Annotated in this window: 15 protein-coding genes; 6 read left to right on the top strand and 9 right to left on the bottom strand. The window is 48.6% G+C overall.

Annotation, left to right across the window (positions count from 1 at the left end; all coding sequences use genetic code 11):
• Positions 1–51 precede the first annotated feature (51 nt).
• On the bottom strand, positions 52–1,458 hold the full coding sequence (locus Q1A04_RS02490; protein WP_299700732.1) for a S8 family serine peptidase: 1,407 nt from the start codon (positions 1,456–1,458) through the stop codon (positions 52–54).
• A gap of 530 nt (positions 1,459–1,988) precedes the next feature.
• Between Q1A04_RS02490 and Q1A04_RS02485 the strand changes: the two genes are divergently transcribed.
• Both Q1A04_RS02485 and Q1A04_RS02480 read left to right on the top strand, forming a co-directional pair.
• A complete protein-coding gene (locus tag Q1A04_RS02485; protein WP_299700729.1) occupies positions 1,989–2,732 on the top strand; it encodes a hypothetical protein in 744 nt (247 codons plus the stop codon).
• A 196-nt stretch (positions 2,733–2,928) separates the two neighbouring features.
• Positions 2,929–3,762 (top strand): hypothetical protein, encoded by an 834-nt coding sequence (locus Q1A04_RS02480; RefSeq protein ID WP_299700726.1) that lies wholly within the window; start codon positions 2,929–2,931, stop codon positions 3,760–3,762.
• A 130-nt stretch (positions 3,763–3,892) separates the two neighbouring features.
• Here Q1A04_RS02480 and Q1A04_RS02475 read toward each other — a convergent pair whose 3' ends face one another.
• Positions 3,893–4,300 carry a hypothetical protein gene (locus tag Q1A04_RS02475; RefSeq protein WP_299700724.1) on the bottom strand — a complete coding sequence of 136 codons (408 nt, stop codon included), beginning with the start codon at positions 4,298–4,300 and terminating at the stop codon, positions 3,893–3,895.
• A gap of 253 nt (positions 4,301–4,553) precedes the next feature.
• Between Q1A04_RS02475 and Q1A04_RS02470 the strand changes: the two genes are divergently transcribed.
• From Q1A04_RS02470 to Q1A04_RS02460, 3 genes are all read left to right on the top strand, one after another.
• A complete protein-coding gene (locus tag Q1A04_RS02470; protein WP_299700721.1) occupies positions 4,554–4,955 on the top strand; it encodes a hypothetical protein in 402 nt (133 codons plus the stop codon).
• Positions 4,956–5,019: 64 nt separating this feature from the next.
• Positions 5,020–5,412 (top strand): hypothetical protein, encoded by a 393-nt coding sequence (locus Q1A04_RS02465; RefSeq protein ID WP_299700718.1) that lies wholly within the window; start codon positions 5,020–5,022, stop codon positions 5,410–5,412.
• Between the two features lie 23 nt (positions 5,413–5,435).
• Positions 5,436–6,212 (top strand): creatininase family protein, encoded by a 777-nt coding sequence (locus Q1A04_RS02460; protein WP_299700715.1) that lies wholly within the window; start codon positions 5,436–5,438, stop codon positions 6,210–6,212.
• Positions 6,213–6,364: 152 nt separating this feature from the next.
• Here the strand turns inward: Q1A04_RS02460 and mscL are convergent, their stop codons facing one another.
• From mscL to Q1A04_RS02430, 6 genes are all read right to left on the bottom strand, one after another.
• Positions 6,365–6,799 carry a large conductance mechanosensitive channel protein MscL gene (gene mscL, locus Q1A04_RS02455; protein WP_299700712.1) on the bottom strand — a complete coding sequence of 145 codons (435 nt, stop codon included), beginning with the start codon at positions 6,797–6,799 and terminating at the stop codon, positions 6,365–6,367.
• A gap of 182 nt (positions 6,800–6,981) precedes the next feature.
• Complete coding sequence (locus Q1A04_RS02450; RefSeq protein ID WP_299700710.1) at positions 6,982–7,170, bottom strand: hypothetical protein; 189 nt, start codon at positions 7,168–7,170, stop codon at positions 6,982–6,984.
• Positions 7,171–7,216: 46 nt separating this feature from the next.
• Positions 7,217–8,461 carry a glycosyltransferase family 61 protein gene (locus Q1A04_RS02445; protein ID WP_299700707.1) on the bottom strand — a complete coding sequence of 415 codons (1,245 nt, stop codon included), beginning with the start codon at positions 8,459–8,461 and terminating at the stop codon, positions 7,217–7,219.
• Positions 8,462–8,781: 320 nt separating this feature from the next.
• Positions 8,782–10,362 (bottom strand): SulP family inorganic anion transporter, encoded by a 1,581-nt coding sequence (locus tag Q1A04_RS02440; RefSeq protein WP_299700704.1) that lies wholly within the window; start codon positions 10,360–10,362, stop codon positions 8,782–8,784.
• 99 nt (positions 10,363–10,461) lie between these two features.
• Positions 10,462–11,076 carry a class I SAM-dependent methyltransferase gene (locus Q1A04_RS02435; RefSeq protein ID WP_299700701.1) on the bottom strand — a complete coding sequence of 205 codons (615 nt, stop codon included), beginning with the start codon at positions 11,074–11,076 and terminating at the stop codon, positions 10,462–10,464.
• Positions 11,077–11,141: 65 nt separating this feature from the next.
• Positions 11,142–12,743 carry a peptide chain release factor 3 gene (locus Q1A04_RS02430; RefSeq protein ID WP_299700699.1) on the bottom strand — a complete coding sequence of 534 codons (1,602 nt, stop codon included), beginning with the start codon at positions 12,741–12,743 and terminating at the stop codon, positions 11,142–11,144.
• 283 nt (positions 12,744–13,026) lie between these two features.
• Here Q1A04_RS02430 and gap point away from each other — a divergent pair, with 283 nt between their 5' ends.
• Positions 13,027–14,019: a type I glyceraldehyde-3-phosphate dehydrogenase gene (gene gap / locus Q1A04_RS02425; protein WP_299700696.1), complete on the top strand. Its 993-nt coding sequence runs from the start codon at positions 13,027–13,029 to the stop codon at positions 14,017–14,019.
• A gap of 136 nt (positions 14,020–14,155) precedes the next feature.
• Here gap and Q1A04_RS02420 read toward each other — a convergent pair whose 3' ends face one another.
• Positions 14,156–14,905 (bottom strand): metallophosphoesterase, encoded by a 750-nt coding sequence (locus tag Q1A04_RS02420; protein WP_299700693.1) that lies wholly within the window; start codon positions 14,903–14,905, stop codon positions 14,156–14,158.
• Positions 14,906–14,974 lie beyond the last annotated feature (69 nt).

Raw genomic sequence — 14,974 nt, 5'->3', positions numbered from 1 at the left:
AAGCCGGAATGCGCTGCGCATTCCGGCTTTTTGTTTGGAAACCGAGTGGTTTTATTCTGTGACGGCACGATGGGCGTTCAGGCGACCATAACCGTAGTGAGGGTCGCGGCCCGACTTGCCTAAATCGTCGGCTGTGGCGCGCATTTTGGCTAGCACTTGAGTAGGGTCCATACCGCCGCCGTTTTTACTGATGATGAGCGCTGCAACACCTGCCGCATGCGGGGAGGCCATGCTAGTGCCAGCGGACCAATAGAAAGCTCCTGCACCAGGAGTATGACTACTACCTGTGCTATACACGTAGTCAAAAACATAAGCATAGTGGGTGGTTGGCCCCACTGTGACTATATCAAAGCCTTTTTCATCATAGGCGAACATAAAGTCACCACCAGGCGCCGCAAAATGTATGTCTGATGTGCCGTAGTTGGAATAGGAAGCTAGGTTGTCCATGAAAACACTATACGGGTTCAAAGCCCAACCGCGGGGAGCTGTGGCAGAAATGGAAATGACATGAGAGGATGCGGATGGCACATGCATCAAAGAACCATCTTTGTTGCCATTGTTAGCATCATTACCAGCAGAGGCGATTACTGTTACACCATTTTTGTTGGCATACTTGGTTACCCGGTCCAAAGCGATTAAGAGTTCTTGGATGCCTTTAGTATCTCCTTTTTCGAGATAATCATCAGTAGGGTCATCCGGGGTGCCATTGTCATTCGTGTACCAGCCATTACGAAGTAACGAGGCGCCCAAACTCATGTTTATAACATCGGCGCCTTCATGCGTTGCGTGCACGATGCCAGCCATGATCCATGAAAATGCACCTGAGCCTGAAACATCACTAAGCACTTTAACTAGGATAAGCTTCGCCTCGGGTGCTACACCGATAATACCATAACCGTTGTCAGCCGCTGCTATTGTTCCAGCAGTATGGGTACCATGGCTAAACGGATCGGGGTATATGTAATCTACCGGTTCCCCAGGCACTAAACTTATGCTGGCACTCTGGATTATGTTTGGAGCCAAATCGGGGTGGTCCATGTCAAAACCGGTGTCTAGTACGGCTACTTTCACATTTTTCCCTCTCACGCCTGTGTTCCATGCTGCAGATGCACTTATTGCGGCATGTCCCCATTGTAAGTCAAATCTTGTGTCATTGTCTCCACTATGTGGTGGGTTCCCGAATTGTTCGTCTGCGATCACTTTTCGGGTTTCGGGATTGATCCACTGAATTTCTAGGTCGCGAACAACGGACCGTACGCCCTGTATTCTAGAAGCTTTGGCAATAAAATCCGGCTCTTCTGAATACACAGTAGCCACCCCTGCTTCTGACCACCTGTTCGTCATCTTGCCATTCACAGCAGTCAGTTGGTTTTCTAAACCTGCAGGAAGTGTTTCTGTGTTTGATAATACGATGTAGTGATTGCCTCGGTACTTTACGTTTGATGCTGCTTCAGTCACTGCTGCGTTTGTTTCAGCAGCGCTTAATTCTCCATCAGGGCTCATGTCTTCTTCTGGATTACAGCCTGTTAAGCCAATAAAGGCAAAAGCCGCTGCAAGGAGCAGGTTGTTGCGGGTAAATAGTTTGTTAGTCATGGTAAAGGTTTTATAGTTAGTAATAGTTAAAACACAATCTGGATGACCTGTGCAGACAGACCCGCTCTGTTTGGCAACATCATTCCCTGTCGTAATCGTCACTCACCGTCTCAGACAGGGTTTCTTACCGAAATTGATATGATACCAATAATTTATAGGTTGTTATAAGAATTAGATTTTAACATTACGGAATGGGTTGTAATATGGTTATAGTAATTTGAAATATAATTTTATATATAATTTTGCTATATAACAATACATAATTATTAAACTGTTCGACTGTGAACTGTTCGTTATTCGGGGTACTTTCTGTACCTTGTATGTAAGAAATCGAGCATTACATGCAGTACAATAAACTACGACCACGGCAGGCCCTAAACAAGGCTTACCTGCGAATGGAAACGTCAAGTTCCGATATGGAGCGTTTCAAAGTGGCGCTGCGCACATTGCTCGACAGAATTAACACGAACGAGACGGATGAGCACGCCAAAAACCACTTGCGTGATTTCCTGAAATCGGCTTTTTACAGCGGTTACGGCATCAGTACCAAGGGACAGACCGATCTTGTGATCCATACCGGCTACAGCACCTCCAGCAGCGCCGGCGTACTGCTGGAGGTGAAGCGCCCCGGCAACAGGGCCGACATGCCCAGCACCGACAACCTGAACTACAAGGCCATGCACGAGCTGCTACTCTTCTACCTGCAGGAGCGGGTGCAGCACAAGAACTACGATCTGCGCCACCTCATCGTGACCAATGTGCACGAGTGGTTTGTGTTTGATGCCTTGGAGTTTGACCGGGCGTTTTACAGAAACAGCCTGCTGCTTAAGGAATTTACCGACTGGAGCGAGGGCCGAAAGGCCAGCAGCCATACCAACTTTTTCTACAAAAAGATCGCCGCATCGGCCATCGCCAGCCTCATCGAGGGCATCAGCTATACCTATTTCGACCTGCGCGAAAGCGAGAAGGCCCTGCGCAACCGCGACCTGAAAGACGATGTGAAACTGGTGCAGCTCTACAAACTGTTCTCGCCGCCGCACCTGCTCAAAGAGTCCTTCGTAAATGAGGAGCCATCAGAAAATAATAGTCCGGTGTGTTACGCGCGATCAAAAGAGCTACGCGATGGATTTAAAGAATAAGCTGTAGGGGCATTAATTTGAAGATTTGAAAACTTCATAAAGAAGCCTCCAATGCACCTATACCTACAACAGCAAAGGATTTTTGGTAACACAGGTTTTAAACCAAAAACTTAGACTGAAGTCAAAGCCTGCATTGGTTTTCTGTAGTGACTTATATCTGGTATCACAATTTCAACTAATTATTTTACACCCTTACATGAAAACACGTTTACTTTACTTGCTAGCCTTGCTGGTACTGGTAGGATGCGCCAAAGACGCCGACGAAAACAAACCAGAGGAACCCGCCGAACTCTTCTGTTTCCCTGAGCGCATTGTGGAGCACACGCGGCCACACAACGGTGAGCCCTATACCTTGGAGCAGCGCTTTGTTTATGATGAGCAAAACCAGCTGACCGGCATTAAATACTACGCGAGCGGCAACATGGTGTTGGAAGACACCTACGAGTACGACCAAAAAGGTCTACTGGTGCGCGAAAATTGGTTTGACAATGATGGGGAACTGAGTGGCTATTACGACCAAACCTATAGCACAACCGGCCAGTTGCTGAGCTTCACCTACTATACCTATAACTACCACGAGCAGAAAGCCACCCTCGACAGAAAGAGCGATTTTGCCTACAACGCGGCTGGCGAGCTGACTACCCTGCGCCACTACAGACCTGCGAATGGAGCCCTCGAGTACCATTCCTCTAATGAGTATACCTACACCAGCGGCCTGATAACCAAGGTGCGCAACTATGACAGCACCCAGCAGCTAATCAAGGAAACCGTGCTGACCTACGACGATAAAAAGACCTATATGCGCGGCTTGCCTGCATATCGAGCGCAGCGCATCGGCGACGGTTTTCCGCACGAGCACAACGTGATGACCAAAACAGTAAAGGACGCAACCGGTAATGTGATCGCCGCCGAATCTTATGCGCGTGGAGCCGAGTACAACAGCAGGGACTACGTGGAGTTACAGTTCACCACCTACGGCGACGGCCGTGTGCAGGAGCGCCACTATACCTACATTTGCCCGAAAGAATAATTCCAACTAGATACAACAAATTCTATATAGCTACGTATATATGTCAAAAGTCCTTTAGAGCATTTTGCTATAGTGAAAACAGTCCCGGGGGTGAACGACCGGGACTGTTTTGTTTTATGGGGTTTTTATATTAGTTTTTCAGCCAGTGAATGGCTTCCATTCGGTTTGTGAACGTTCCTACTTCATAGGGCAGCAGACCAGCGCGGCGCGCGGCTTCAATGTTTTCCTGCGCCCGCAGTTCCTTCTTCGCGTCAAAAGGCTGCACGCGGGCTACTTTGAGCAGGCGTGTGTTTGCCAGCAAGGAGGCGAGCTCTATGGTCAGCTGGCGGTTTTCATCTTCACTTACGTCAATAGCGGTATTGCTCGCGTCGAGCAGGAGTTTGCGCACGTCGTAGTTGCGTATGGTGTCTGCCATAATCCTCAGACTATGCTTGATCTCCGACAGCAGAAAACTATTTAAATCCGGATAGCGAACCTGAAGTATGTCTGTGGCGGGGTCATACTCCAATCGTAATACACCGTTTTCTAAGAGAATCATGTAGGTATGCGCGGTAAACTATTCAGATTAAAATCGGATAAAGATAAGTTAGCAGGGAGAACAAGACAAGTTTTTACCTAGTTATTTCACTTTTTTATACTAAAATTAAAAAGCGGTTTTGTAATTTAACTCGGAAACTGTTAATTGCGATTCTTTGACAAAATAAGCAGGCAGCTGATCCGGAATACATTATTTATGGAAACGATAGTGTCGTTTAGCGTTTCCCGCATGCCCACAGTATAGCTTTTTACCAATGATAATATACAAATCTGACTGCATAACTTTAACTTACCACGAAGCCGATAAACTGATAGAGGCAACTTGGCATACCTATGCTGCCAGTAAGGAATACCGAGCAGCCTTGTTGCAATACGTGGAGGCACTCAAGCACTACGAGGTAAGACGCTGGCTAGGCGATTATCGCCAAGCGCGTGTCGTACGTGTAGCCGATCAAAACTGGACCACACGGGAGTGGGGGGCGCTATTTTTTCCGCATTGCATGAAGCTCGAAAAGATGTCACGCGTAAAAGCCACTGATGTGTCGGCACGGATCAGCTTCGATAACATGTCCCAGTACATGAGCCCTAGCCAGATGCCCTTCAATTTTAAAGAGTTTGAGGAATATGACGCGGCGCGGGAGTGGGTGTTGGGATGATAGCTCCCAATGCCTAAATTTGTGGTGGCCTGTGTTATAAAGCCCCTATACCTTAGTTTATCGCATGCTTATACCTAACAAGTTTCTAAAACTAGACTATAACCCCACTCAAGACATTCTGTTTCTGGAGTGGCCAAACATGCATGACTATACCTTGCCCGAGGTGCAGTACATCATCAACGAGGTCGTGGATGCCGTCAGGAACTACGACATCAAGCGCATTCTAACCAATACCCGTCAGTCTGCTGTAACAATTCCGATGGAGGACTACGCCAAAGTAATCAACCAATTAGCCTTGGAGTTGGCCACCACCCGGCTGCAGAAGTTCGCCCGCCTGCAATCGCCCGACCCGAAACGCAACACTATTGCCAGCAATGCCGCAGCCTTGGTGGTAGGTTCTATAACCTACCGCAGTTTCGACAACGTGGAAGAAGCGATAGCATGGCTTACTGAATAAAGGTATTCCCGTATAGCCAATCTATGAGACCTTACATACTTGCCGAAACAAACTGGAGGGCTATCAAAGACCAGCAGGTCGAAATCGCCATACTGCCTTGGGGCGCTACAGAGGCCCACAACTATCACCTGCCTTACGGTACCGATAACATAGAGGCGGAGTCAGTGGCCGCTGAGGCCGCGAGGCTAGCGTGGGAGAAGGATACCAAGGTGATGGTGCTTCCAGTGATCCCTTTTGGTGTCAATACGGGCCAAGCAGACATCACCCTCGACATCAATCTGAATCCAAGCACGCAACTGGCCATCCTGCGCGATATTGTGGAAGTACTCAATCGGCAAGGTATACATAAGCTGTTGGTACTTAACAGCCATGGTGGCAACGATTTCAAGCCGCTGCTGCGAGAGTTGGGTCTTAAGTTTCCGGATATGTTCCTGCTCACTTGCAACTGGTTTCTGGCCGCTGATCGCAAGGTGTTCTTCAACAGTCCCGGCGACCACGCCGATGAGATGGAGACCAGCATCATGCAACACCTGCGCCCGGATTTAGTGCTGCCGCTCAGCGAGGCAGGGGAGGGCTGGGAGTACAAATCGCGCCTAACAGGTATACGGGAGGGCTGGGCTTGGTCGGAGCGTCTATGGTCACAGGTAAGCGACGATACCGGCATCGGCAACCCCACCGCCGCCACACCCGCCAAAGGCAAAGCCTTTTTCGAAGCCACCACCCGCAATATAGCTCAGCTGCTTGTGGAGCTCGCCGAAGTCGACCCGAAAGACAGGTATAACCGGGAGGTTAATTCGTAGGGACAGGTCGTAAGGCCGTTTCATTCTTGCGAATTCTCCCCTTGAGGACTACCGAGAACGGGAGTTCGAAGGTAGTCCTCAAGGGGATAGCCATAGAGTATGAAACTGCCCTAGGGACAGGTCGCGACCTGTCCCTACAAATGAAACCTATCTTATTTCGTCGCGATGGTGCGCAGGGCGTCGCGCATTTCGGTGAGGAGCACTTCTTCTTTGGTAGGGGCAGGCGGTACGGCCGGGGCGGCGGCTTTTTTGCGCATCATGCGGTTCATGCCTTTCACGATCAGAAAGATGATGAAGGCCAGAATGAGAAAGTTGAGCAGAACTGTTATAAAATTGCCCCACGCGAACACGGCTCCCAGTTTGCGGGCCTCTTCCAGCGCTAAACCTTCCGGCACGGCATCAGAAAGCGGCACGTAGAGGTTCGAAAAGTCCATGTCGCCAATCGCCTTGCCCACCAAGGGCATAACCAAATCATTTACAACGGAATTAACCAAGCCGCTGAAGGCCGCACCAATGATAATACCAATGGCGAGGTCCATTACGTTACCGCGCATGGCAAACTCTTTGAATTCTTTCATAACACTCATATTTAATAAAAATTTATAGGTTGGATGTATAAGTACTTTTACTGATATGCAAATATATTCATTTGTAAGTATAATCCAAGATTCCTTTTAAATGTAAAAAGCCATTGGCCGCGGTAGTAGTTATACCGTCAGCCAATGGCTTTATTTGTATTTAAAACAAGCGGCAATAGCCTGTTTTGGTGCTATTTCTTTACTTTGTAACTACTGTTTTGGTCGGAGCTGTACTCAATTTTCTCTTCTGACAACAGACCCTCAATCAGCTCGTCTGTGTACTCTTTGGTAAAGCCAAGGCTCTCGCCAAGGGCCCTTTCATCCAGCTTTCCGTTGTTCTTGCGTAAAGCCTCTAAGTATTTCTTTTTATCTTCTTCCATGCTCTTCTTCTTTATTATGCTCCCTAACTCAGCTAGGTATAGCGCATTAATTGAGCTTTAGGTTTTGGCGCGGTTGCACCTGAACCGTTTGTTTGGCCCTTTTGTCCGCCCTAATCAGGGCAATCAGTTCAGGAAGCTCCACCCGCAGATTTTCATGCTGTCCTTGGCCGGCGTCTTTTACCAGACTGTTGCTTTTGCAGATAATGTAGCTGTAGTCCATTCCCATCTTGGTGGCAATGTCGTAGAAGGGCTCGATCACGAAGCCTTCATTGAACAGTTCAATCACTTTAGTGCCTGGTTTGCAGAACATCATGCTCACCAGACCGGCTCCCGTAGCCGATACGACGGAGCTGGCCCTCGAAAATAGCTTGATTCGCTCTAGCACAGACAGCTGGCTCAACACAACCGAGCGGTAGCCAAAAGGCTTCAGGGCTTCCACTAGTTCCGCCTCGTTCTCTACCTGCCTCAACTTGGAGTCGCTTCGGCTGATGTACAGTTTTACGTTTTGCTGCGCGTCTTCGTCTTCACCGGCAAGTGGCACAAAGGAACTTTGTATGTAGTCGCAGAGCCAGTGCGGCACCAGCGTGTGGTTGCCACGCGGAGCCGTGGAGGCAATAATGCAGTCAGCTGTAAGGTGCGGGTGCTTGTCGCCGGCGATTAGCTTGCTATCCGGTATACCCAACAGGCGCAGGGTCTCGAGTTGGTAGCCATAGCGCAGGCTCGGTACCAGAAACCAGTCCACTTTATCATATAGCCCACTCTTTTTGAGCAAATGCAGGCGCGGCAACACGTCTATGAACCAATGGCAGATGTTATTGAGACCGGCTCCGCCAGTCAGCAAGGAGAACACCGTGCCGTCAAACTTGGTGGGACTCGTGAAATAGCGCTGCTCAAAGATGTTGCTATACCCGGCCTCAGTTACTTTCCCGTCTTTTAAACTCAAGGACACATTTTCTATCAGGTGGTTGTATTTGCTGATAATTGCCACGCAGCTTTCGTTGTCCGTATAGATTCTGCCATTGGGCGCTTCTACTACCACATAGTCCGTAGTGACTTCCCGCTGCGGCTTCCAGTAGGAGGAGCAAGCCTGAAACAGTTCTTCTGGAATATCTAAAGTAGTTCGAAGGTCTGGGTAAATAGGGTATACTTTCACCTCATTCTGACTCTTGGCTATCGCGAGGTCAGCGTTTATCTTATAAATGCTCTGCGGCCTATACCTGATTTTGTGCGATATAAATCTTCCTGCGATTTTCCCCAGGCGTTTTTTGATCTTTTGGAAGAGTAGCTTCATGGTATTCGGGTTAGGGTGAGCAGTAGGCAGTTATAGCCTTTCGTAAGGGCTAAGTCTTGAAGCAGCTTATTGCTTTTATATGATAGAATAAGGTAGAGATTAATTTGTATGGCCTGTACCTAACTGAACAAGTTGACTAAACGGGAATTGATAGGGGGAGTTATAAAAAACTCCTACTCCCCTTCATCAGCAAATGCTGCCATTTAAGGGGGAGTAGGAGTTGAGTTTATTGGAACGTAACCTATCATCAGTATCATAAATCAATCTGATTCTATATACTGATTCTCTTATAGGATTGTTCTCAAAAAATTGTATTAAAATTAAGCCAGCTTACGCTGCTGGTAAAACTTGTCGAGGCCAATTTGTTCTATACGAATGTTCTTGTAAGCTGCCGTTGCCTTAAACTCTTCTAAAATCTCCAGCACATCGTCGTCGATGTTCACAGAGCGGCTTGCATCAATCACAACCGTGGAGTTTGGAGCCACGTGGTCCAGCGTAAGCATAATGCTGGCCTTGTTCAGGAATGTCACCTCTTCTGACAGCACCAGTTCAACGCGTTCACCTTCGTGGTGCGCTTTTTTGTCGATAAAGAACGGTGTGCGGTAGTTGTCGCGCAGGATCATGAACACTGACACGGCACCACCAACCATAATACCCGTGATCAGGTCGGTTAGCATAACAGCCACGATCGTTACAAAGAACGGTACGAACTGGCGCTTGCCCGATCTCCACATGCTGCGGAACAGGGAGATAGAAGTCAGTTTGTAACCTACCACAAACAGAACAGCAGAAAGCGAAGCCAGTGGAATCATGTTCAGAATAAGCGGAATGGCCATCACACAGATCAGCATCACGGTACCGTGTGTGATTGTAGACAATTGGGTACGGCCGCCTGATGATACGTTGGCAGAAGTTCGCACGATCACAGCTGTTACTGGCAAACCACCAATCATACCTGATACAATGTTACCTATACCTTGCGCCTTCAATTCGCGGTTAGTAGAGGATTTGCGCTTGTACGGGTCCAGTTTGTCACCGGCCTCGGTGCTAAGCAGCGACTCCAATGAGGCGATAAAGGCAATGCTAAGCGCCACGGTGTACACCTCCGGATTGGTGATTTGGGAGAAGTCCGGGAAGGTGAAGAAAGAGAAGAACTCACCCAGACTACCTGCCGCAGGAAGCTGCACCAGACGGTTGCCACTCAGCGCCAGATGCGGGAAATATGCCACAAAGAGCTGGTTCAGGAGCACACTCACGATCACAGCGATTAGGGCAGAAGGCACAAATTTGAAGAATGTATAGCGCTTGAGGGCCGGCTGGTCCCATGCGAAGATAATGATAAGCGAGAGCACCGTGATGATGGTGGCTCCCAAGCTGATCTGGTCCAGTATACCTGTAAACAGATTAGCGCTCAGACCGTCTTCCATGCTGCCGAACAACTCCTTACCCGCGTACCCGAAAGCGTGCGGAATCTGGTTGATGATCAAGATTAGGCCGATGGAGGCCAGAATGCCTTTGATCATGGAAGAAGGGAAGAAATAGGCGATGGTGCCCGCTCGCAGGAAACCCAGTATGATTTGGAAAATACCAGCGATGATGGTGGCCACCATCACAGCTTGGAAAGAGCCCAGCGACTGGATGGCCATAAGTACAACTAAGGCCACAGAGGCAGCCGGTCCGCTCACGTTTACCTTGGAGCCGCTTAGCAGACCCACCACAATACCGCCTACTATACCTGCGATGATGCCCGAGAAGAGTGGCGCACCTGAAGCTAGTGAAATACCAAGGCAAAGCGGAAGCGCAATGAGAAATACAACAAGACCGGCAGGTAAGTCGGTCTTGACATGAGAGAAAAACCCGTCGTTGATTCTTTTCTGATCGGGTAATGAATTCTGATTCATAAAAGTGTTCTAGTATTGGGAAATAGAATAAGGTGTATAAGGTAGTATACTGAAAATGGTCTTTGGTTTAAGTAAAATCAATCTTTCATAGGCTTCTCTTCAGTCTAATTTTTTTAAAATAATTACTCTGATACTATCCGTATACTTTACTTCAAACCCATAATGCTTTGCGATCCAGTCAAATGTATGTAGATGGTAGAAGACCACATGTGTGGGGTCTTTGGCATAGTACCACGTCGGCAGCTCGCTCAGGTTTTGCCAAAGCTGCGTCATCACGATCAGAAAGCCACCTGTTTTAAGTAGCAGGCTGAGTCGCTGCATTTCAGCGTCCGGATCAAAAAAATGCTCAAAGCACTCGGTTGAGAAAATAAAATCATAGACTTGGTCCTCTTTGAGATATGGAAAGAAGAAAGGGTCATAATCATCCATAACATAGCCCCTTTCTCGCAACAACACTGACAGCGAAGGACCGGGCCCGCAGCCATAGTCCAACCCGCGCATACCTGCATGCAGGAAGGGGAGAGCCGGCACGATGGCTTTGTTCAGAAATTGCACATAGCCTGCATTGCTGACCGTGTTCTCGTGTCGCATATAATGCGCTTTTTCCAGTTCCGCAGAGGGGAAGTCTTGCTTAGCAGAAAATAGAAGCTGGCATTGCTGGCACAGGTATAGTAACCGGTTCTCCGGTCCCTGCACCTCCTTTGCTTGTTGCATTTTGCTACACAAGGGACAAACCAATTCGCTTCTATTTTCTGAGCTGCTAGGCACACTTAGTACATTTATCCCTGCCTTGCCGCTTCGAATTTGAAGTCGGAGGTAAAGTGGAAGTTCAGCTTTGGATAGTGCTCCTGCACGGAGCGCAATACCCATGACGTATCAGCAAAAAACACAGGGTTATCATCTTTGTCATAGGCGATGTGGCTGCCTTTGATCGCGATGAAACGTGCCAGCGCCTCTTTGTCGTCAGAAGTGATCCAACAGGCCTTGTAGTAGTTGAGTGGGTAAAGATCGCAGGTAGCGCCGTACTCCTGTTTCAGACGGAACTTGATCACGTCGAACTGCAGTTCGCCCACCGTTCCGATGATCTTGCGGCTACCCGGCTGTTGCATGAACAGCTGCGCTACGCCCTCGTCGGTGAGCTGGCGTATACCTTTCTCCAACTGTTTCGTCTTGAAAGGGTCTTTGTTCACCACTTCCTTAAAGATTTCAGGAGAGAAGCTCGGTATACCTTTGTACTGCAACAATTCTCCTTCCGTGAGCGTGTCGCCAATCTTGAAAGATCCCGTGTCATACAAACCCACCACATCGCCGGGCCAAGCCTCTTCAACTAGGCTTTTTTCGTTGGCCATAAAACTGGTGGGGCTGGAGAAGCGGATTCGCTTGTCTAACCTTGTGTGGTAATAGAGTTTGTTTCGCTCAAATTTGCCAGAGCAGATACGGCAAAAAGCAATGCGGTCGCGGTGGTTCGGGTCAAGGTTGGCGTGTATCTTAAAGATGAAGCCCGTAAACGCGTTTTCCTCTGGCCGCACTTCCCGCTGCGACGCTTCAATCGTTTGCGGCGAAGGAGCGATCTTAACGAAGGTGTCGAGCAGTTCGCCCACGCCAAAGTTATAGATGGCACTGCCGAAAAACACGGGTGCCAAGTAACCCTCCTTATACAGACCGAGATCGAAGTCCTCGTAAAACTCGTTCAGGAAATCGGCATCGGAACGCAGGGTGTCAGCGGATTGCTTTCCAATGATCTCGTCCAGCTCCGTTCCATTAATGTCCTCGATGGCGATGACGTCCTTGGTAAGCTGTTGTTTGTTGGCTGTGAAAAGACGAAGGTCCTTATCATACAGGTTGTATACGCCTTTGAAAGTAGAGCCCATTCCGATTGGCCAGCTCAGCGGCCGCACGTGTATATTGAGCTCCCGTTCCAGTTCGTCCAGCAACTCGTAGGGGTCGCGACCCTCACGGTCCATCTTGTTGATGAAAACGATCACTGGCGTGTTGCGCATGCGGCATACCTGCATTAGGTTGCGGGTCTGTTCCTCCACACCTTTTACGCAGTCCACTACCAGAATCACACTGTCCACAGCCGAGAGCGTGCGGTAGGTGTCCTCTGCAAAGTCCTTATGACCTGGTGTGTCCAGGATGTTGATCTTGTGCCCGGCATAATCAAAACCCATCACCGACGTGGCAACGGATATACCGCGCTGTTTCTCGATCTCGAGAAAGTCAGAAGTGGCGGATTTAGTGATTTTGTTGCTCTTGACAGCTCCCGCTGTGTTGATCGCTCCCCCGAACAAGAGTAGTTTCTCAGTAAGGGTCGTCTTACCGGCATCGGGGTGACTGATAATGGCAAACGTGCGTCTACGCAGGATTTCTTCTGAAACCATGAAGCTTAGAATAAGGCAGATCCTTACGGACCTTTATTGAAAAAAATGATATAGAATAACTCTTTACCCAGAATGGGTAAAATAAGAATCAGGGTGGAGTAGGGACGCTATGTAAAAGTAAGGCGTACATTTCAGGATGCAAAAGTACTAATATTCCATTGAATCCCAAAACCTTGTGAATATATGTCTACGCCAGCGGTTTTGCAGTATAACTAAAGTAGGGTTGTTAAGCACACTCTAGAACTGAAATTATTAACCACACACTTAAATTAACCTGAAAACTATGGCGAAGATAAAAGTTGCAATCAATGGCTTCGGCCGTATCGGTAGGCTCACCTTCAAAGCGCTCCTGCGAAAAGAAAATGTAGAGGTGGTGGCCATAAACGACCTAACCGATACCAAAACACTGGCTCACTTGCTGAAGTATGATTCCGTGCACGGTCGCTTTAATGGCATAGTGCAAGCCACGGAAAACGGTTTGATCGTAGATGGACAGGAAATCGGCGTAACGGCGGAACGGGAGCCCAGAAACCTGCCATGGGAAAAATTAGGGATAGACGTGGTACTCGAATCCACGGGTCGTTTTGTAGACGAGGCAGGCGCCTCCGGACACTTGGAAGCCGGCGCGAGAAAGGTGGTGATCTCGGCCCCTGCAAAAGGCAATATACCAACAGTGGTTTTGGGTGTGAATGAACACATTCTGACAGGCGACGAAAGGATTATCTCGAATGCGTCCTGTACCTCAAACTGTCTGGCACCTATGGCGAAAGTGCTAGACGATGCCTTCGGTATCGAGAAAGGATACATGACTACCATACATGCCTACACCGCGGACCAGAACCTGCAGGACGCGCCACACAAAGACCTGCGAAGGGCCCGGGCTGCCGCCTACTCCATTATACCTACCACAACCGGTGCTGCCAAAGCCATTGGCCTGGTCATGCCTCACCTGAAAGGAAAGCTGGACGGTGCCGCCATACGGGTGCCTATACCTGCCGGCTCGCTGACAGATTTAACTTGTATCCTAAAGAAGCCTGCTACCAAAGAGGAGATAAACGCCGCTATGAAAGATGCCGCAGACAGCACTTTGAAAGGAATCATGGAGTATACAGAAGATCCGATCGTATCCATCGACATAGTGGGCAACAAACACTCCTGCATTTTAGACGCTGAGATGACATCGGCTAACGGCACATTGGTGAAAGTGGTTGGCTGGTACGACAACGAAGTAGGGTACTCAAGTAGGACAGCCGACCTTATTTCTAAAATCGGCTAAAATACTAATGCCGGTGCAGGGAGCTTTTGGCTACTTGCATCGGCAATAGTGTTTTATTTCCAGTAGCTTTTATAAATTGAAAACCTATCATTAGACTGGTTATAGGTGATTCATTTTTTGGAAAGAAAGCTTATACCTATACCTCATACAAAAAGAAGGGCTTATCATATCCAGCCTTCTGCAGCACCGGTTTGGACACATTGTATACCTTCACACCAGTAGATGTTTCGCCCTCTAGTGCACCCACGTGCGCATGTCCATGAAAAGCAACCAGCACACTGCGTCGGTTAAGCGGCTCTTCCAAGCGGGAGCAGCCAAGAAAGGGGTGAATGGCTTCTGGCTCGCCCTCTACGGTGGCTCTGATCGGGGCATAGTGTAGTAGCACGACCTTCTTCATGTCACTCTGTTCGCTATCAAGCTGGGCCAGTGCGGCATCGAGCTTTAGCGCTTCGGTCACTGTTTCCTGTACGAAGTCCTTGTTCAGTTTTTCGCCAAACATGCCCAGCATGTAATTATCGAAACCGCCGCCATAGCCTTTGACACCTGCAAAACCGACATTTTCTATCACCGTAAAGTCACCGTCGAGCAGCTTGAGGTTGGTCTGGGCAAAAATTTTGCGCAGTTTCTTCACTTGGTCGTGGTCATAATCATGATTACCTAGTACTGCTAACACAGGTATAGAGCAGGCTCTTAATTCCTCGGCCAACACTTCTGCTTCGCTCTCACGACCGGTATCGGTCAGGTCACCGCAGAGCAGCAGCACATCCGCCTCTTCTGACACTTGCTTGAAAAAATCAACCCACTTGCCTGCATCTTGCTCATTTACATGTATGTCGCCTACGGCTGCAATGCGTAGTTTTTTATGTTCTGTAGTTGCGTCTTGCATTGTGTTTCTTTTGATTGGAAGTATTACTACGTGACAAGTCCGCCTCAGGATAGGTGAGATGCTTTAAAC

Source organism: uncultured Pontibacter sp. (assembly GCF_947499215.1).
Classification (GTDB): Bacteria; Bacteroidota; Bacteroidia; order Cytophagales; family Hymenobacteraceae; genus Pontibacter.
The sequence above is the reverse complement of the archived record's forward strand: the minus strand, read 5'-3'. Positions and strand labels throughout refer to the sequence as shown.

Excerpts from the sequence above, each read along its gene's own strand:
- Q1A04_RS02485 (WP_299700729.1), top strand. The coding sequence starts at position 1,989 with ATGGAAACGTCAAGTTCCGATATGGAGCGTTTCAAAGTGGCGCTGCGC.
- Q1A04_RS02480 (WP_299700726.1), top strand. The coding sequence starts at position 2,929 with ATGAAAACACGTTTACTTTACTTGCTAGCCTTGCTGGTACTGGTAGGA.
- Q1A04_RS02475 (WP_299700724.1), bottom strand. The coding sequence starts at position 4,300 with ATGATTCTCTTAGAAAACGGTGTATTACGATTGGAGTATGACCCCGCC.
- Q1A04_RS02470 (WP_299700721.1), top strand. The coding sequence starts at position 4,554 with ATGATAATATACAAATCTGACTGCATAACTTTAACTTACCACGAAGCC.
- Q1A04_RS02465 (WP_299700718.1), top strand. The coding sequence starts at position 5,020 with ATGCTTATACCTAACAAGTTTCTAAAACTAGACTATAACCCCACTCAA.
- Q1A04_RS02460 (WP_299700715.1), top strand. The coding sequence starts at position 5,436 with ATGAGACCTTACATACTTGCCGAAACAAACTGGAGGGCTATCAAAGAC.
- mscL (WP_299700712.1), bottom strand. The coding sequence starts at position 6,799 with ATGAGTGTTATGAAAGAATTCAAAGAGTTTGCCATGCGCGGTAACGTA.
- Q1A04_RS02450 (WP_299700710.1), bottom strand. The coding sequence starts at position 7,170 with ATGGAAGAAGATAAAAAGAAATACTTAGAGGCTTTACGCAAGAACAAC.
- Q1A04_RS02445 (WP_299700707.1), bottom strand. The coding sequence starts at position 8,461 with ATGAAGCTACTCTTCCAAAAGATCAAAAAACGCCTGGGGAAAATCGCA.
- Q1A04_RS02440 (WP_299700704.1), bottom strand. The coding sequence starts at position 10,362 with ATGAATCAGAATTCATTACCCGATCAGAAAAGAATCAACGACGGGTTT.
- Q1A04_RS02435 (WP_299700701.1), bottom strand. The coding sequence starts at position 11,076 with ATGCAACAAGCAAAGGAGGTGCAGGGACCGGAGAACCGGTTACTATAC.
- Q1A04_RS02430 (WP_299700699.1), bottom strand. The coding sequence starts at position 12,743 with ATGGTTTCAGAAGAAATCCTGCGTAGACGCACGTTTGCCATTATCAGT.
- gap (WP_299700696.1), top strand. The coding sequence starts at position 13,027 with ATGGCGAAGATAAAAGTTGCAATCAATGGCTTCGGCCGTATCGGTAGG.
- Q1A04_RS02420 (WP_299700693.1), bottom strand. The coding sequence starts at position 14,905 with ATGCAAGACGCAACTACAGAACATAAAAAACTACGCATTGCAGCCGTA.